Source organism: Marisediminitalea alba (genome assembly GCF_002993365.1).
GTDB lineage: Bacteria > Pseudomonadota > Gammaproteobacteria > Enterobacterales > Alteromonadaceae > Alteromonas > Alteromonas alba.
The window spans coordinates 1-17,335 of record NZ_PVNP01000196.1 but is presented as its reverse complement, the minus strand read 5'-3'; the positions used below and the strand labels follow the sequence as shown (position 1 = coordinate 17,335).

The 17,335-nt window shown below is 49.7% G+C and carries 15 protein-coding genes and 4 tRNA genes; 13 read left to right on the top strand and 6 right to left on the bottom strand.

Annotation, left to right across the window (positions count from 1 at the left end; genetic code table 11):
* Positions 1 to 10 precede the first annotated feature (10 nt).
* The 10 genes from tolA to C6Y40_RS19340 all read left to right on the top strand — a co-directional run bounded on the left by tolA (position 11) and on the right by C6Y40_RS19340 (position 7,687).
* Positions 11 to 781, top strand: coding sequence for a cell envelope integrity protein TolA (gene tolA / locus C6Y40_RS19385; RefSeq protein WP_240622023.1), 771 nt, complete (start codon positions 11 to 13; stop codon positions 779 to 781).
* 5 nt (positions 782 to 786) lie between these two features.
* Complete coding sequence (gene tolB / locus C6Y40_RS19380) at positions 787 to 2,145, top strand: Tol-Pal system beta propeller repeat protein TolB (RefSeq protein WP_105936103.1); 1,359 nt, start codon at positions 787 to 789, stop codon at positions 2,143 to 2,145.
* Positions 2,146 to 2,190: 45 nt separating this feature from the next.
* On the top strand, positions 2,191 to 2,757 hold the full coding sequence (gene pal, locus C6Y40_RS19375; protein WP_105936047.1) for a peptidoglycan-associated lipoprotein Pal: 567 nt from the start codon (positions 2,191 to 2,193) through the stop codon (positions 2,755 to 2,757).
* 1 nt (position 2,758) lies between these two features.
* A complete protein-coding gene (ybgF, locus tag C6Y40_RS19370; RefSeq protein WP_240622022.1) occupies positions 2,759 to 3,568 on the top strand; it encodes a tol-pal system protein YbgF in 810 nt (269 codons plus the stop codon).
* A 222-nt stretch (positions 3,569 to 3,790) separates the two neighbouring features.
* Positions 3,791 to 3,866, top strand: a tRNA-Lys gene (locus C6Y40_RS19365).
* A 26-nt stretch (positions 3,867 to 3,892) separates the two neighbouring features.
* Positions 3,893 to 3,968 (top strand) — tRNA-Lys (locus C6Y40_RS19360).
* A gap of 46 nt (positions 3,969 to 4,014) precedes the next feature.
* A tRNA-Lys gene (locus C6Y40_RS19355) sits at positions 4,015 to 4,090 on the top strand.
* Between the two features lie 318 nt (positions 4,091 to 4,408).
* Positions 4,409 to 5,467, top strand: a complete 1,059-nt coding sequence (gene nadA, locus C6Y40_RS19350) for a quinolinate synthase NadA (protein ID WP_105936046.1) — start codon at positions 4,409 to 4,411, stop codon at positions 5,465 to 5,467.
* Between the two features lie 268 nt (positions 5,468 to 5,735).
* A tRNA-Ser gene (locus C6Y40_RS19345) sits at positions 5,736 to 5,826 on the top strand.
* Positions 5,827 to 6,058: 232 nt separating this feature from the next.
* Positions 6,059 to 7,687, top strand: a complete 1,629-nt coding sequence (locus C6Y40_RS19340; protein ID WP_105936045.1) for a glycoside hydrolase family 43 protein — start codon at positions 6,059 to 6,061, stop codon at positions 7,685 to 7,687.
* Positions 7,688 to 7,691: 4 nt separating this feature from the next.
* On the opposite strand, the gene C6Y40_RS19335 is transcribed toward C6Y40_RS19340, so the two are convergent.
* The 4 genes from C6Y40_RS19335 to C6Y40_RS19320 form a co-directional block, all read right to left on the bottom strand.
* Positions 7,692 to 8,072 (bottom strand): VOC family protein, encoded by a 381-nt coding sequence (locus C6Y40_RS19335; protein WP_105936044.1) that lies wholly within the window; start codon positions 8,070 to 8,072, stop codon positions 7,692 to 7,694.
* A 22-nt stretch (positions 8,073 to 8,094) separates the two neighbouring features.
* Positions 8,095 to 8,598, bottom strand: a complete 504-nt coding sequence (locus tag C6Y40_RS19330; protein ID WP_105936043.1) for a hypothetical protein — start codon at positions 8,596 to 8,598, stop codon at positions 8,095 to 8,097.
* A gap of 33 nt (positions 8,599 to 8,631) precedes the next feature.
* Positions 8,632 to 9,309: a YehS family protein gene (locus tag C6Y40_RS19325; protein ID WP_105936042.1), complete on the bottom strand. Its 678-nt coding sequence runs from the start codon at positions 9,307 to 9,309 to the stop codon at positions 8,632 to 8,634.
* 181 nt (positions 9,310 to 9,490) lie between these two features.
* Complete coding sequence (locus tag C6Y40_RS19320) at positions 9,491 to 10,411, bottom strand: LysR family transcriptional regulator (protein WP_105936041.1); 921 nt, start codon at positions 10,409 to 10,411, stop codon at positions 9,491 to 9,493.
* A 120-nt stretch (positions 10,412 to 10,531) separates the two neighbouring features.
* On the opposite strand from C6Y40_RS19320, the gene C6Y40_RS19315 reads away from it, so the two are divergent.
* From C6Y40_RS19315 to C6Y40_RS19305, 3 genes are read left to right on the top strand one after another with little or no spacing between them, the layout of a single operon-like run.
* Positions 10,532 to 12,208 carry an ABC transporter transmembrane domain-containing protein gene (locus C6Y40_RS19315; RefSeq protein WP_105936040.1) on the top strand — a complete coding sequence of 559 codons (1,677 nt, stop codon included), beginning with the start codon at positions 10,532 to 10,534 and terminating at the stop codon, positions 12,206 to 12,208.
* Positions 12,201 to 13,238 carry an efflux RND transporter periplasmic adaptor subunit gene (locus C6Y40_RS19310; RefSeq protein WP_105936039.1) on the top strand — a complete coding sequence of 346 codons (1,038 nt, stop codon included), beginning with the start codon at positions 12,201 to 12,203 and terminating at the stop codon, positions 13,236 to 13,238. The genes C6Y40_RS19315 and C6Y40_RS19310 overlap by 8 nt, the downstream gene beginning before the upstream one ends.
* Positions 13,239 to 13,247: 9 nt before the next feature.
* Entirely contained in the window at positions 13,248 to 14,651 is a 1,404-nt protein-coding gene (locus C6Y40_RS19305) for a TolC family protein (protein ID WP_105936038.1), read from the top strand.
* A 43-nt stretch (positions 14,652 to 14,694) separates the two neighbouring features.
* On the opposite strand, the gene C6Y40_RS25670 is transcribed toward C6Y40_RS19305, so the two are convergent.
* Both C6Y40_RS25670 and C6Y40_RS19295 read right to left on the bottom strand, forming a co-directional pair.
* Complete coding sequence (locus C6Y40_RS25670; RefSeq protein ID WP_105936037.1) at positions 14,695 to 16,863, bottom strand: S41 family peptidase; 2,169 nt, start codon at positions 16,861 to 16,863, stop codon at positions 14,695 to 14,697.
* A gap of 19 nt (positions 16,864 to 16,882) precedes the next feature.
* Positions 16,883 to 17,335, bottom strand: a 453-nt coding sequence (locus C6Y40_RS19295; RefSeq protein ID WP_146129587.1) for an IS3 family transposase, incomplete at its 5' end; no start/stop codon positions are given.

The window sequence follows — 17,335 nt, the reverse complement described above, 5'->3', positions numbered from 1 at the left end:
GGCGCAGATTGTGGATCAAGCGGATAAATCGGCCTTAGTTAAATCACTGGGTTTGCACCTGCTCCTTGTGATAGTGTTGCTAATAAGCGTCAGTTTGTCATCGTCACCGGTAATGCCAGTGGCCAACAGTACGCCTGCGCCGGTGATTAAAGCTACTTTTATAGATGCGCAGGCTATTTACGATCAGCAGCGAGCCCAGGCCCAGGCAGAAGCTCAGGCCCGGGCCGAAGAGCAGCGCAAACGCCAAGCGGCTGAAGAACGAAAGCGCCAGGAAGCGGCTGCACGCAAAGCCCGTGAGCAAAAAGCCCGGGAAGCGGCAGAAGCAAAACGCCAGTCTGAATTGCGCCGGTTAGCCGAACAAAAGGCACAGGAACGCAAAGAGCGCGAAGCGGCCGAGAAAGCCGAAGCGGCGCGTAAAGCCAAAGAGGCAAAAGAACGCGCCGAAATGGAAAGAATTATGCAAGAGCAGTTAGCGAAAGAGCAGGCGGCTATGCAGCAGCAGCGTCGCCAGCAGGTATTGTCGGAAGTTGAGCGTTATCAAATAATGATACAACAAACCATCATGCGCTATCTGAATGCAGACTTTAAAGGTAAGAGCTGCCGGCTGAAATTAAAACTGGCAACCACCGGTTTTGTTTCCCAGGTCAGCATAGTCGACGGCGATAGCGCATTGTGCAGGGCTGCCGAAAGTGCGGTAAGACGCGCTGAAACACTGCCTATGTCAGAAGACCCGGCGGTTTACGAAGAACTTAAAGACATTGATTTGAAGGTGGAGTTGTAATGCCTATGAGAAAACTGGGTTTATGGATTACCCTGGCCTATTTTAGCGTGGTTGGTCAGTTACATGCTGCGCTGGAAATTGTAATCACTGAAGGCGTGGACAGTGCCCGGCCTATTGCGGTGGTGCCTTTTAAATGGGAAGGCGAGGGCATGTTACCCGGTGATCTGACCGATGTGGTGATGAACGACTTACGCCGCAGTGGCAAGTTTAACCCGGTTGCGCGTTCAGCTATGCCGGAATACCCGTCTACCGATAGCGAAGTTAACTACGGTGCCTGGGCGGCGCAGGGTATTGATACCGTGGTAGTCGGCAGCGTTAAGCCTGAAGGCGTCGACCGCTATCTGGTGAGTTTTGAGATCATTGATGTGCTGCGCGGACAAATAACCGGTGGTCAGTCGAAAGTACTTAATAAAGACGGCGGTCTGATTAACAGTAAAGACCATATTATTGATGAACGTGCGGTGGTCATTGGCGGCGATGATTTCAGACAATACTCGCACCGAATTAGTGATGTCATCTATGAAAAACTGACCGGTGTTAAGGGGGCGTTTTTAACTCGTATCGCATACGTGATTGTGCGCGACCGTACTAAGGTGAAGCTTCCTTATCAGCTGGTAATCGCGGATTACGATGGCTTTAACGAAACCCGATTGCTGTCGTCGCCAGAGCCATTAATGTCACCATCATGGTCTCCGGATGGCGAAAAACTTGCCTATGTGAGTTTTGAAAACAAACGCCCGCAAATTTTTGTGCAGAATATTTATACCATGGAGCGTGAGCGGATCACGAATTTCCCGGGTATTAACGGCAGCCCGGTGTTCTCGCCAGACGGCAAGCAGATGGCCATGGTACTGTCGAAAGATGGGAACCCTGAAATCTATGTTATGGATTTAGCCAGTAAAAATTTACGCAGAATTACCCGAAATCGGGCAATTGATACCGAGCCAGCCTGGGCTCCTGATGGCAAGAGTCTGATATTTAGCTCCGAACGGGGTGGTAAACCACAGATTTATCGCGTAAATTTAGATACTGGCACAGTTAGGCGTTTAACCTTCGAAGGTGAACAGAACTTAGGAGCCACTTTTACACCCGACGGCCAGGAGGTCGTTTTGGTGAACAGGACCCGCGGCGACTACCACATTGCCAGACAAGATGTGGATAGCGGTGCGATTCAGGTACTGACGAGAACCTATTTAGATGAATCTCCCAGTATCGCTCCGAATGGAAGCATGATAATTTATAGTACATTATACGGGGATACTCAGGTATTGTCGTTGGTGTCACTGGATGGGCGCTTTAAAGCGAGATTACCGGTGGCTGACGGGCAGGTTAAATCGCCGAGCTGGTCACCTTATTTGTTTTAACAGATTTGATAGAATCACAACGATATAAGTATAAGGATTAAGAGGATGCAAATGAATAAAGTAATGAAGAGCTTCATCATCGCCCTGCCAGTGGTGACTATGATGGCATGTTCATCAGGTCCTAGCGAAGAGGAACTGGCTGCAGAGCGTAACCGCATCGCGCAACAACAAGCCGCTGAAGAGCAAGCCGCTCAGGAAGCAGAAGAAGCGCGCGTTAAGGCTGAAGCAGTAAAACGTCAGCAAATGGCTGAAGAAATGGTTAAACAAGAGCTGCAGGCTCTGCAGAATGAACAGACTGTTTATTTTGATTTCGACCGTTCAAATATCAAATCTGATTTCTTCCCGGTACTGGATAAGCATGCCGAGTTCCTGATTAAGAATCCAGGTACTAAAGTGGTGATTGAAGGCCATACTGATAGCCGTGGTACGCCTGAGTACAACATCGCCCTGGGTGAGCGTCGTGCTAAATCTGTACAAACCTACCTGCTTAACGCTGGTGTTAGCTCAAGCCAGATTTCAGTAGTCTCTTACGGTGAAGAGAAGCCAGAAGTGATGGGTTCTTCTGAGTATGCATTTGCTCAGAACCGTCGTGGTGTAATTGTTTACCAATAAGATGAGCAATCCCAACAAATCCTATAAGAAAGCCATTGCACCTGTTGCAATGGCTTTGTTGTGTCTGCCGTTAGGTGCTTTAGCGCAGTCGACAGGTGCGCCTGTTTACAACGTTAATGATAACGACATCGAATCACGGTTAACCGTGTTAGAACGAAAAGTTGATAACCGTTCGCAAATGCAACATCGCCTGCAACAACAGATCGACAACATGCAAATCGAGTTGGACGAGCTACGCGGAGCCGTTGAGGTACATACTAATCAACTGCAAAAAGTACTCGACCGACAACGCGAATTGTATCTGGAAATCGATAAGCGCGTAGAGGCGTTAAAACAGTCAGGATTTAGTGGTGGGGCAGGCAACGGCGCTGCGGCCGTAACCAGCACGCAGCCAACGGTGACGCCGTCATCAACGCCAGCTTCAACGGCAAACGCTGCGGCAGGGATGTCGGAGTCTGATGCTTACGAAAAAGCCGTAAATCTGATCCTTAAGTCCCGTGAGTACGATAAAGCGATCCCTGAGTTTCAGGCCTTTATTGAGCGCTTTCCGGACAGCAGTTATGCGCCTAATGCCCACTACTGGCTTGGACAGCTGCTGTTTAATAAGCAACAGTGGCAGGATGCCGCCGCGCAATTTGAAGTGGTGGCGACTAAGTTTGCGGATTCAGCTAAGCGTCCTGATGCATTACTTAAACTCGGTGTAATCGCCGAGAAAGTAGGTAATCAGGCTCGGGCTAAAGCGTTATTCGAAGAAGTGATTAACACTTATCCGGACTCGTCGGCTCGAAAATTAGCCGAGGCCAGACTATAATTTTCTGACGCGGTATCAATGTTTAAAAAAGGAGCCAGCGGCTCCTTTTTTATTTTACTGAGGAACATTCAGTTCGATTACCATCCGAATTGATTTGTTTTTAAGCGGTTAAACGGTTTTTGCCACAAAAGTGCAAATAAATCGTTTTTTAAGGTTGCACCGCCGCCGGAAATGAGTAATATATGCGCCCGTCGCCAAGACAAGGTGACGCGATAAATCGAAGGGTCGTTAGCTCAGTTGGTAGAGCAGTTGACTTTTAATCAATTGGTCGCTGGTTCGAATCCAGCACGACCCACCACTCCTCGATTTATCACCATTTGAAATGGGTCGTTAGCTCAGTTGGTAGAGCAGTTGACTTTTAATCAATTGGTCGCTGGTTCGAATCCAGCACGACCCACCATTTCAAAGATTCTCAGGTTACTCCCGGTTTTATACCAGATTAAGATGGGTCGTTAGCTCAGTTGGTAGAGCAGTTGACTTTTAATCAATTGGTCGCTGGTTCGAATCCAGCACGACCCACCATCTTCCTCAATAGCAATAACCCTATCACTGTATGAACAAACCATACATGCCCGCGTAGGATACGAACCAGCGAAGCTGTTCGACACTAAACTATTCCTCTTATCAGCTCGTAGTAGGGCAAAGCTTGAGGAGTGGTGTCTACGCTCTAGATCTGCTGCTTGAAAGAAGCAACACCAGCCCCACATCTACAAAGAGAGGCAAACCGTAAACATTATTCTGATTATTTAATAAACAAGCGTCCGAGTGTATGAAATTTTTATGACACTCGTGTATAATCGCCGCCCGTTGAGCCATAACCAGGTTAGGTATTTAGTAGCCATGACAATAGCGTATCGTATCGACCAGATTGATTATCCGTTTCCGGCAAAACCAGCCGTGCTGTCTGACGCCCGTAAAGCGCAGCTTAAAGATAAGATCAAAGCGTTGCTGAAAGAAAAAAATGCAACCATGGTCGCGCACTACTATACCGAACCTGAAATTCAGGCGCTGGCAGAAGAGACCGGAGGTTGCGTTGCAGATTCACTGGAAATGGCGCGTTTTGGTCGTGATGCCGCCGAGCAAACGCTGTTGGTTGCCGGCGTAAAGTTTATGGGCGAAACAGCCAAAATCCTGAGCCCCGAAAAGCGCGTTTTTATGCCTACCATGGAAGCAACCTGCTCGTTGGACTTAGGCTGTCCTATTGAAGAGTTCTCTGCGTTCTGTGATGCGCATCCTGATCACACTGTAGTGGTGTACGCTAATACCTCAGCCGCGGTTAAAGCTCGTGCCGACTGGGTGGTTACTTCCAGTATCGCGCTTGAAATCGTCGAGCACTTAGACAGCCTGGGCAAACCTATTATCTGGGGCCCGGATCGTCACTTAGGTTCTTATATTGCTAAGAAGACCGGTGCTGACATGCTAATGTGGCAGGGCGAGTGTATCGTTCATGACGAATTCTCCTCACAAGCACTGCAGGACATGAAAGCACTGTATCCTGAAGCGGCAGTACTGGTTCACCCGGAATCGCCGGCCAGCGTGGTTGAGATGGCTGATGCGGTGGGATCTACCAGTCAGCTGATTCAGGCTGCACAGGATATGCCTAACCAAACCTTTATCGTGGCTACCGATAAAGGCATTTTTTATAAAATGCAGCAGTTGATGCCTGAGAAGCAGTTTATTGAAGCCCCTACGGCTGGCAATGGCGCTACCTGTAAAAGCTGCGCACACTGCCCGTGGATGGCGATGAATGGCCTTGAGGCTATCTATGAGTCGCTTTCTACCGACGACACCAGTGCTCACGAAATCTTTGTTGATGACGCACTTCGTGAAAGAGCCCTTATACCGCTGAACAGAATGTTGGACTTTTCAGCGCAGTTAAAAGCAAAGAAAAGCGCATAGTGCTTAATTAATCAGCATTTGGCTGATTTTTTAAGGGTAGTTCTTGATTCGAAGCGCGGCTTTACCTACTATACGCGCACTTATTCGCAGCGATGCGGTAAAAACAATTTTTCAGAGATGGCTGAATGGGTGAGCATTCGGTTGTCGAAGACAAAAAAGGGTGACTTAACGTCAAGCTTTTAGAAGCGCAACGGCTCGACAGGACGTCGAGACTGGGTGACGATCATCAGGGATGTGTTAATGATTATGTGCTTCGAAGAAACAATTTGGAGAGATGGCTGAGTGGCTGAAGGCGCACGCCTGGAAAGTGTGTATACGTTTATAGCGTATCGAGGGTTCGAATCCCTCTCTCTCCGCCAGATATAAAGAAACCGGCTTTTGCCGGTTTTTTGTGTTCTCTAAAATCTGTCATGCGTCTGGTTATTCTTTCTTAATCCCACAGGTTAAAAAAGTTAAATATAACAACCGGCTCGTCTTAAAAGGTAAAGCCTGTGGCATTTACCCTCCCGGAGAATTCGCCTAGTGTGCAACATACTGTAATGCCGAACACTTTTGTGGTGGCGGTTTTGAGTGCTAAGCGTGTAGGTGTTAATGATGAAATCGTTCGGTGTGGTAGGTAGTCTTTTATTGGCTTTTCTTTGTCATCAGGCGAGTGCTGCGCAAAACCCCGTGATCTGGGCTGACGTTCCGGATGTCAGCACAATCAGAGTGGGCAATACTTATTACATGAGCAGTACCACCATGCATATGAGTCCGGGCCTGCCCATTATGAAATCCAGTGACCTGGTTAACTGGGAGATCGCAGGCTACGCCTATGATCGTCTGGTCGAAAACGACAAAATGAACCTTGAGAATGGTCAGGATGCCTACGGCAAAGGCTCATGGGCAAGCAGCTTGCGATATCACAACGGCATGTTTTACGTCGCCACGTTTTCAGCCACCACCGGTAAAACCCATGTTTACAAAACCCCTGACATCGAAAACGGCCCGTGGCAGGCCCACGAATTTGCGCCGGTGTTACACGATAATTCGTTATTTTTTGACGATGACGGCCGTGTTTACATGATATACGGCGGCGGCAAGCTTTCTCTTGTTGAGCTTAAATCTGACGCGTCAGATATCAAGCCGGGTGGTACACATAAAGTCATTATCGAAAATGTTAATAAGGCTTTTGGTGAGAATGAAGTTGGCGGGCTGCCAGGCGAAGGCTCGCAAATGCACAAGATTAACGGTAAATACTACCTGTTTACTATTGCCTCGCCGAAAAGTCGTTGGGCACGTTCTGTTATTATTAATCGCGCTGACAACATTGAAGGGCCTTATGAAAGTCGTGTGGCACTCGACTTTGCGCATATTGCTCAGGGCGGGTTGGTCGATACCCCCGATGGTGACTGGTATGCCATGCTATTTGGCGATCGGGGCAGTGTCGGGCGTATTCCGTATCTTGTTCCGGTTACCTGGCAGGATGGCTGGCCGGTACTCGGCGAAGACGGCAAGGTGCCGGAAAAATTGCCGCTACCCGATAATAAAGCCGGTATTCAGGGTATTGTCGCCTCAGACGACTTTGAAAGAAGCCCGGGGCAACTAGCATTGCCGCTGGTGTGGCAATGGAATCATAACCCGGATAACGCTAACTGGGCGGTGCTGGATAATCCCGGGCGCTTAAAAATTACCACCGGGCGTACCGATAAAACGGTCCTTACGGCCAAAAACACATTGACACAAAGAACCTTTGGTCCTCATAGCTCCGCCACCACGGCCATTAATGTTCAGCATATGAAGGCGGGTGACGTTGCCGGGTTGATTGCGCTGCAAAATAAATATGGTTATGTAGCGGTGAAGGCCGGTAGCAATGGGCAGAAGTCACTGGTTATGGTGCGTTCTATTCTGGGCATCGATAACGAAGACGAAAAGCAAGGGATCGTTGGCGTGCATCAATTAAGTCTGCGCTATGAAACACTTGCCACACTGCCGGTAAAACAAGACAGGGTATATTTACGAGTCGATACGGATTTTAACCGTGACACGGCTTTGTTTTATTACAGTCTGGATGGCGAGCGCTGGCATCAAATAGGCAAACCGTTACAAATGCTATATACCTTTACCAAGCACTTTATGGGGTATCGCTACGGGCTATTTAACTATGCTACGGAGCAGGCTGGCGGCTATGTTGAGTTCGATTATTTTAACATCGGAGCAACCCACGATAAGCCTTTTTAGGCTATCAGGCTTTGATGTTGACCTTCCAGGGCGGGTTCAGCCGATTGTCACCGGCCCAATACAACTTAATTTTGTTGCCAGAAGGATCGTGCAAAATGGCCTCTTTCCACAGATAACGTTGCTCTGTGGGCGGTTGCTCAAAAACGATACCCTTTTCAAGTAACTCCTCGTAGAGCTCATCGAGCGCTTCATGTTCAAAATAAATCACCGTAGGATTGGTTATCCCGGCATCTTCCAGCGACAGTGAGAAGGTGGTATCGCCATCAGGGCAACTAAAGCGCGCGTAGTGGGGTGTATCAACAATCTGGGTAAAGCCCAGGGTTAAATAAAACTGCACCGCTTGTGACATGTCCTGCACTGGCAGGGTGACCTGATTGAGCTCCATATCGCTGATTTCCTCAACTGTGTTAATAATGCTTTTTACGGGTGTGCCATTGCACGGCATAAAATATAACCGCCCCAAGCATACCACTGTACAGACAGAGTTTGTGCAGGGTACTCACAGATATCATTCCCAGCAACGGGTTATCCAACGTCAATGGATACGCGGGCTGGACATCGCCATGCATGATGGCATCCAGTCCCACGTGGCTGTAACTGCCAATGAAGGCGCTCAGAAACGCGACCCACCAGGCGATAATGATTGGCTGGGCGGGCTTAGCGATACCTAACAATCTCAGACCAAACTCGGATAAATACTTACCGGTTAACGCGGCGAATATTGCAATGAGTGAGCTGCCGATTATGGTGTGAGAAAAACCGTGCAGGTGGCCGTGACCAACAATCATCACCCACAACGGCTGCACGTCCATCACAATTTGCGTCCAGCCAAAAACCATCAGACTAAAGCTACCTTGCAGCAGCGCTTTAATCAGCAGGCCCGGGCCCATATGTACAGGTGTAAATGGCATAACAGGTTCAGCCTATAAGATCAGCGGCGGCGATTAATCCTGCTTGCGGCGTTTAGCCGGGCGTTTGCTACTGTGACTATCATCAGGCTTATGCCAAACGGATATACGGCCACCGGATTTTGTGCGCTTTTCATCAGTAGTTTTAACGGCACCGGTGCGTTTGGGTTTGGTGTTCTTTTTCAACGATTTTTTGATCGCTGGTGAGTTAACCGGGGCACCATTGTCAGTTACCGGGGTGGTTACATCGGGTCTTAACTTGCGGGCCAGACCGAGCAGAAAATACCGTAGGACCTGGTCGCCACAGGGTTTAAAATTACGGTGGTCGGGCTTACGAAAAAACGCCGACATTTCGCCCTTACTCATATTGAAGTTGCCGAGCTTCATCACTTCCAGCATGTCATCGTCACGAAAGGATAACGCTATTCTCAGTTTGCGCAGGATTTCGTTGTTACTTAAAAATACACCTTTAGCCAAAGGTGTGGGAGGCGTATCAGACTGGGCACCGCGCATTTTGATGATCAGACCATCGAGAAACATCGCCATCACGCTGTCGCGGCAGGGCAGGTAACCGGCCTCTTCCTCTTTTCGCATATTGGCCTTTAAATACTCAATATCCATTTTATAACCAGCTAGCTGGAAAATATTAATGGCAGCGGTATCGTCTATTCGCAGGGCGAAGCGCACTCTGCGTAAAACATCATTGTGGTTCATATTGATTGGGACTTATAAGTTGTCGTAGGTCTGTTACGCCAGGGGGTCATTTGCGTGTTGCATGCAGCAGGATGAGCCAGTAAGGCAGCCAGGCCCGAAATAGGTGGCGGTAAGTGCCACGTCACTAGTTAACAGTATACGTTAATTCTGCCTTGCGCGTATTCTTAGTTGCTATCTATAGCTAATTTTTAACGTGTTTGTGCTGAGTCTGGCCCAGCAGGGTCTTTGCTTCGGCCACTATACTGTTAACCAACACATGCTGAGCACGGTTTTTGCCGGTAATAGCATAAAAACGCTCGGTAATATCGGCAATTTCGCCGATGCATGCCACGTTATAAAAATCGGCCACGTGGTCGGCTATTGCTGAGGGTGCGCAAAATACACCAAAGCCTTCGCTGCCAAACACTTTGAGCAGTGCGCTGTCGTCAAACTCGGCCACAATTCTGGGGTGCAGCTGGTTGGCCTCGAGCCAGCTTGTAAGGCCAAGGGTAATGCCCGATTTAATGCCCGGTAACAATAAACTCACGCCATTGAGCGAACGAGGGAAGTCCTGATGATGACTGAGCTGAGCATGACTGGCAAAAAAGCTTAAGTGAGATTCACCCAAAAAGTGGCTGTTGGCATTTAGCTGAGTGCCTGGCGCCACCCCTCGGTCAGCGATGATCAGATCCACATGGTTTAACGCTAAGTCACTGATTAACGAGTCAAATGGTCCTTCTCTGAAAATAAAGCGTACATTATTTGATAGCGCCATGGTGGAATGCACAAAATCATAGGCCAATACCTTGGGGATGGCATCAGTAATCCCTATAACAAAAGTCTGATCGATGGCTTCGTTATCGGCATGGAGCAATTCAACCAGTCTGGCGCCTTTTTCAAATATTTCACTGGCATGCTGGTAAACCAGTTTACCTTTGCTGTTAAGGTAAAGGCGCTTACTCACCCGATCAAACAGGGAATAACCCAGTTGTTTCTCAAATGTACTAAGCTGACCGCTAACGGTTTGCGGTGTAACATGCAACAGTTTAGCGGCACTGGCGATACTGCCTTCACGGGCGATCAGGTAAAAGTAGTACAGGTGATGATAGTTTAATTGATGCATAATAAGGAAAATTCGATGTTTATAGTAGAATATAACAGTTTTATTCTTTTTTGTGGCCGGTTTATTATTGTCTTTAGTAAATGATATTGCATTCTTATCTTTAGTTGGATAAATATTGAAATGGAAAAAAACATCGATTTACGACAAACCAAAAAATACCTGCTTTCCTTGTTAAAGCCGGAAAGCGGCTTTTTTGGAGTGGCTGCGGTGTATGGCGTGGCAATCAGCTTGCTCACCCTGGCCGTGCCGATTGCGGTGCAAACCCTGATCAACAGTATTGCCAACATTGGCTCCATCCGTGCGGTAACTATTCTGGCGGCTATTCTGTTTACTACGCTTTTTGTTTCAGGCATTTTCAGTGCGCTACGTATGCGGGTGATGGAGTACTACGAGCGCCGCGTATATACCCGGCTGGTTTCTCAGTTGGGGCTTAAAACCATTATGGCACCCCACAGTTTTTTTGAAGGGCGGCGTAACACGTCAATTACCCACCGCTATTTCGATATCATGACATTACAGAAAAACATCCCGTCACTGATGGTCGATGGGTTCGCCCTGGTACTGCAAATTATTGTGGGTTTTACCCTGGTATCGTTTTATCACCCGTTTCTGTTTGTGCTCAATATGATCATTTTGCTGGTGATGTATCTGGTGTGGAAAATATGGGGACCGGGTGCCAAACGAACCGCTATTGAACTGTCTCAAACCAAATACGATACCGCGAAGTGGTTAAACGATGTGGCCGCTGCCCATGAGTTTTTTAAATCCTCCGACCATATGGATTACGCCGGGCGCAATACCGAAAGCTTTATTAAAAACTACATTGCCAAACATAAGGGCCACTTTACCTTTACCTTTTCGCAAGCGGTGTCCTTTCTGCTGCTGTATGCCTTTGCCAGCGCTACCTTGCTCGGCCTCGGCGGCTTTCTGGTCGTGCAGGGGCAACTGTCTATCGGTCAGCTTGTTGCGGCAGAACTGATTATGTCGGCGGTGTTTTTTGGGATCTCGCGGTTCAGCCAGTACCTTAAACTGTATTACGAACTGTATGGCGCAGCAGAAAAGATAGGTTCTGCATTAGTTATCCCGCAAGAAGAAACGCACGATGATGGCGCACGCATTCCGTCCTCATCCAAGCTGGTATTTAAACGCCTGGCGCTGCGCCATTTTGATGACAGCTGTTATCTGGATGCCACGCTGGAAGCGGGTCACAAGTACTTTATTACTACCCGCAAGAGCTGGGTACAAAAGCAGTTGGTGGGTTTTCTTAAACGCTTTGAGCGCCCGGCAAAGGGGGAGATTCTGCTCGGCGATTACAGTTTATTCGACTACGACATGTACGAATTACGGCAGGCGGTAAGCACGTTAGACCGCTCGTTAATTGTTGAGTGTACTATCGAGGAATACCTGCGCCTGGCGGCGCCGGAGGCAACGGTAGCAGAAGTCCGTAAAGCCTTAGAGTATGTTGGTCTTGATGAAGTGATTGATAACCTGGATGAGGGCATTGCAACGCGTATCTCGGTGCTTGGCGATCCCTTGCAACCGCTGGAGTTTCTGTTGTTAAAACTGGCTGCTGCAGTCCTTTCAAAACCGCAGGTACTGGTGATCAATCAGCATTTCGATGCCATTCCTCATAGCATTAAAGAGCGCTTGCTGGAACGCATCGCCCGGCTAGACTGCACCGTTTTATACTTTACTAATATGCCGCTTAAAGGCGTGTTTAATGCCACCCTAAATTTGCAGGACGTGTTATACGTGGAAGACAGTGTTGCCGACAATAAGGGAGAAGGTCATGAGTAAAGCCGAAAACCGTTTTATGCAAAATATTACCTCCTTACCTGCGCAAATTATTCCCAGCGTGCATAAGGTAGTGTGTTGGGTGATCGCATTCTTAGTATTGGTGGTGGCGGCAGGACTGTACTTTACGCCGTGGATCCAAACAGCACATGGCTCGGGTGCGGTAGACTCGCTAGACCCGGTAGATCGCATGCAGGCGATATCGGCGTTGGTTGACGGCCAGATCCAAACCTGGCACGTGCGAGAGGGAATGCAGGTAAGAGCCGGCGATCCCATTGTTACGCTCATTGATGTGGATGCTCAGCGACTGGAAAAACTGCAGTCGCAGTTAGCCGCTACCCGGTTGGCCCATCAGGCCAACGAAACCGCAGTCGCCAATGCTGATAGCAACCTGCAACGCCAGCAGGCACTCCAGGAGCAGGGACTGGTATCCCGTAAGGATGTGGAAGCGGCCCTGATCAAAGTGCAGGAGCTAAAAGCCAAGGCGGCTTCATCGCTGGCCGATATTAATCAGGTGTCTATGGTGCTCTCCCGTCAGGCTACCATGACCAAAACGGCACCGGTCGACGGCACTATCCTGCGTTTATTTAACGGCGGTGGTTCAACTTTTGTGAAAGCCGGTGATGTGCTGGCGCAGTTTATTCCGAAAAACGCCGAGCGCACGGTTCGGGTTATCATTAGCGGGCTGGATGCACCACTGGTGAAGCCCGGTGCAAAAGCCCGCCTGCAGTTTGAGGGCTGGCCGGTATTTCAGTTTAGTGGTTGGCCGGGTACTGCCATTGGTACCTTTGGTGGAGTGGTCACTTATGTTGAGCCTGTGGCGGACGCCACCGGTGCGTTTCAGGTGTGGATAAAGCCCGATGAAACCGAGATGCCCTGGCCGGAGGAAAACATTGCCCGCTTAGGCAGTCGGGTCAAAGCGTGGATCCTGCTGGAAGAAGTGCGCCTGGGCTACGAGTTGTGGCGACAACTGAATAACTTCCCGCCTCAGAAACCGCCCACGCAGGCCAGTTCGTCTGCACCAGGCTGGTAGGGGGCCGTAATGACTAAACGTATTTTAGCGATGGCCCTGCTAACACTTACCAGTGGGGCAATTACGTCGCTTAAGGCTGAGCAGGTGCTGCCCACGGTGCCCTCGCTTATTAACAACATGCAGCAGTTGCATCCGTATGTGAATGTGCTGACTGAGAAAAATAACCAGCTGGTCTACGGGCTGGATAGTGCTCAGAGCGCGTTCGACGGGCGTATTGAGCAGGATGTCAGTGGCCGGGTGGCCGGTTATTACGACGGCTCTGCCGCGGCCCAGCGCTTTGTAAAACCTCTGGGTGATATGAACGCTAAGCTCATCAGTGAGTACCGTGTTGCTACCGGCGACTTTCCGGTTTACGAGGAGCAATACAATACCTTATCTGGCGGTGAGGCCAGTATTGGTGTCGCACTGTCGCTGCTGCAAAACCGCAGTATCGATAAGCGCCGGGTAGGGGTGAGTAACGCCGCGTTAGCTATAGAGCAGTACCAGGCTGAATTAGCCCTGAGCATGAATGACTTTTTGTATAAGGGCCTCAGCCAGTATTTAAAATGGTATGAGGTAAGCCTTAAAATTGCCGCGGTACAAGAGCTGCTTGGTACCCTGAAATACCGGCGCGAAGGGCTGTCTACCCGTTTGGAACGCGGCGACTTAGCCGAAGTTGATCTCACTGAGTTTGAAGCCAGTATTCTGGAGCAGAAGCTGGCCTTGTCACAACTACGTCAAACTCAACGTGCCTCGGCACAGGCGCTGGCTTTTTACTGGCGTAACAGTGATGGACAGTCACAGGTGATTGCCAGCGATGCCGAGTTGCCAGAAGATATTCAGTGGCCGTTTAACATTACCCCGGCGCAGGCGGCCCGGTTGCGTAATGCCATCATGCAACATCCGGCGTTGGCGGTGCTGCGCACCGAACAGAGCGTAACGCAGAATAAGTTTCGATTGGCAGAAAACCAGTTGTTGCCCAAACTCGACGTAAAGGCGCTGGTGGCTAAGGACATGGGCAGCGGCCCCACATCACTGGCCGAAACCGAAGGTAAAATTGGCCTGACGTTCTCGTATACGCTGGGTAACCGCAAAGCCAAAGCTGAACAGGCGACCATGCGTTCAAAACTTAAAGTGCTGGAGTATGAGGTTAGGTTGGCGCAGGACCAGCTAAATCAGCAATTTGAACAAGCTTATGCTTACTGGCAGCAGGCCCACGAAGTATTAGCACTGCAACAGCAAAATGCTGAGCTGGCGGTCACTCTGTCGCAGCTTGAACGTAAGCGGTTCGACGCCGGTGACAGCGATATGTTTAAGCTAAATGCCCGAGAGTCGGGAGTGCTGAAAGCGAAACTAAAAGCCATTGAGGCACAGGTGGATTTACTGTCTGCGGAGCTTAGCCTGCATAAAGTAGTAGCGGCGATTACGTCGTAAGAAAGAAAAGCGCTGCCCTGTTAATAGGGCAGCGCAGGTTTCGTTATGGCTCAATGTCACCCGCAGGTTCAGTAACGCCAGGATAGGCCTGAGGCGTTAAAGGTTTTACCGGACGCTGCTCAATACGCTGCTGCAGATACTCAATCGCGGCATCTAGCTGCGCATCTTCACCCCTAAAAGTGGCATGAGGCAGGTTGTCTACTTCAATGTCCGGAGCAATCCCCAATCCTTCGGTGATCCAGCGGCCATCTTCGGCAAAGACCGGCAACTCCGCTACCCGCGCCATGCCGTTATCGGCCAGGCGGTTACGGCCACGCAACCAGATGCCGGCACCAGCGGTTTGTTTGCCGATCACCGGGCCTAAATCCATGGCTTTCACGCCTGCCGTGAAGGTTTCACCGTCAGAGTAAGTATATTGGTCGGCCAGTACCACCAGGTGACCACGGAAAGTCTGTTGCATGTTGGTATTCGGCTCGCGGTTGTCACTGGTCCAGAACATCCACACTTTACGTAGCAGTTTCTCTAAAATCCAGCTATCGATATTACCGCCGCGATTACGGCGTACATCAATGATCAGGCCGTCTTTCTTGTAGGCGGCGTAAAACTCGCGAGCGAAATCCGACACATCGTTGCTACCCATGGCATACAAATGCAGGTAGCCAATATCCTGGTCGGCCTGTTCGACTTTCTGGCGGTTACGGGTTGTCCAGTCCTGGTAACGCAGGCGTGCATCGGTGCGATTACTTACCGGGTACACAATAGTTTGTAAGGCTTCACCATTACGGTTAAGACCCAACAGTACCTGACGGCCAGCCTGATTAAGCAATGCCTGATTTAATTCAGCCAGCGAGCCAATCGGGCGTGCATTAATACTGGTAATAATGTCACCTTCTTTGGCGTCAGTGCTCGGTTTTAACAACGGTGAGGCTTTGGCAGGCACTTCGTTGTCGTACTGGTATATGCTGGCAATTTGCACGCCTTCATCGGTTTGCAGCAAATTGGCGCCTAAACTGGCCGGCGCGGGGCGATCAGGCTCCTGCGGTGTGTCGCCGCCATATACCTGTGAGTGCAACACATTAAGCTCACCGGTCATCTGGCCAAGCACGTCATTAAGTTCAGCGCGGTCGGTAATGCGAGCGATCAATGGCTGGTATTTTTGTTTTATTGCCGCCCAGTCAACACCACGCATGGCCTTGTCGTAAAAATAGTCACGGTGCATCAGCCAGGCGTCATGAAACAGTTGTTGCCATTCCTGCTGTGGATCGATGCGTAACTTCCAGGCCGACACATCGGCTTTTTGATCGGTGGTGTCTGAAGGAAAACTGCTGCCAGCGCTCACAATATAAATCTGATCGTTATTGCTGCTTTGTTTTAACACCAGCATACTTTTGCCATCAGTACTAAGCTTGTAGCCGCTCAGGCCTGCCGTAAAGGTGCTGGTTTTATGATGCGGTGTTTGTTCAATTGCTTTAAGCACCGGTTTGCTGCCGGGCTCCGTCACCCGATCCCTGACATACAGGTATTTGGCGTTGGCTGCCAGGTCGCTATAGTTGCCGGGACTCACCGGTACCTGCCAGAGTCTCTCGCTTAACTGCTCCCAGTCAATAAGCGGTGCCTCTGGCGCATTCTCGGCTTCCTCGCTGTCGTCATTTTCTTCCGGTTCGGATTGTGTGTTCAGTTCGGTAGGCTTTTGGAAGGGGAAAGTCGCCTCGGCTTTCAGTGCATAGGCGAAAATCTGAGTGCGGCGGTCAAAAGTAGTCCCCATATTGCGGTCGCCCCAGGGCGAACTAGTGGTGGGGGTAAATTCCCGGTCCGACAGGAAGTACAGCCATTGCTGGTCCTGACTAAAGGCCGGAGAGTATGAGTTGTACTTGTCGCTGGTCAGCACCTGGCCGCGGTTTTCGGCAAAGTTGTGCACATAAATGCGCTGGCGTTCGTCGCCGAGTTTACTGGTGGTAATCGCCAGTAATTCACTGTCGGCACTAAACACGATATCGGCGTAAGGGCTCATTTCGGTCTGGCCTGAATAGAGCTTTTGGGTATCGCCGGTGTTGATATCGAGGATCCACAGATCGCCGTTGAAGTCGTCGTAAGCGAGCTTTTCACCGTTTGGCGATAACACCAGTTGCCAGCGGCTAATGGCGGCGCCGCTGGTGAGCTGTTTGCGCTTGGATGAACCATCGGCAGCAAACTGCCAGATTGACGTGGTCAAGCAAATTCACACAACCCAGTTAAGCAGCTTTTCCTAAGTTAGCCATTTCAGCCTCATATTGGTTTGGACTTTTGTAATCCAAGTATGAGTGCATTCTCTGACTGTTATAAAACATAGTGATGTATTGCAGGACATCCTGCTGGGCAGCATGGCGACTCTGGTAGTGACGCCACTGCACTCGCTCTTGTTTTAATGTGCCGAAGAAGCTTTCTACAACGGCATTGTCCCAACAATCACCTTTCCTGCTCATGCTACCTGTTACCTTGTACTGTGCCAGTAGCTGTCTAAATTGTCGGCTTGCATACTGCGAACCACGATCCGAATGATGTATCAGGCCTGCCTTGGGTTTACGTTGCCATAAAGCCATTGTTAAGGCATCACACACAAGCTGGGCATTCATCCGCGACGCCATACTCCAACCCACGACTTTGCGTGAGAACAGATCAATGACAACGGCCAGATACAGCCAGCC

Coding starts and splice junctions, on each gene's coding strand:
- tolB (WP_105936103.1), top strand. CDS start 787: ATGAGAAAACTGGGTTTATGGATTACCCTGGCCTATTTTAGCGTGGTT.
- pal (WP_105936047.1), top strand. CDS start 2,191: ATGCAAATGAATAAAGTAATGAAGAGCTTCATCATCGCCCTGCCAGTG.
- ybgF (WP_240622022.1), top strand. CDS start 2,759: ATGAGCAATCCCAACAAATCCTATAAGAAAGCCATTGCACCTGTTGCA.
- nadA (WP_105936046.1), top strand. CDS start 4,409: ATGACAATAGCGTATCGTATCGACCAGATTGATTATCCGTTTCCGGCA.
- C6Y40_RS19340 (WP_105936045.1), top strand. CDS start 6,059: ATGATGAAATCGTTCGGTGTGGTAGGTAGTCTTTTATTGGCTTTTCTT.
- C6Y40_RS19335 (WP_105936044.1), bottom strand. CDS start 8,072: ATGGAGCTCAATCAGGTCACCCTGCCAGTGCAGGACATGTCACAAGCG.
- C6Y40_RS19330 (WP_105936043.1), bottom strand. CDS start 8,598: ATGCCATTTACACCTGTACATATGGGCCCGGGCCTGCTGATTAAAGCG.
- C6Y40_RS19325 (WP_105936042.1), bottom strand. CDS start 9,309: ATGAACCACAATGATGTTTTACGCAGAGTGCGCTTCGCCCTGCGAATA.
- C6Y40_RS19320 (WP_105936041.1), bottom strand. CDS start 10,411: ATGCATCAATTAAACTATCATCACCTGTACTACTTTTACCTGATCGCC.
- C6Y40_RS19315 (WP_105936040.1), top strand. CDS start 10,532: ATGGAAAAAAACATCGATTTACGACAAACCAAAAAATACCTGCTTTCC.
- C6Y40_RS19310 (WP_105936039.1), top strand. CDS start 12,201: ATGAGTAAAGCCGAAAACCGTTTTATGCAAAATATTACCTCCTTACCT.
- C6Y40_RS19305 (WP_105936038.1), top strand. CDS start 13,248: ATGACTAAACGTATTTTAGCGATGGCCCTGCTAACACTTACCAGTGGG.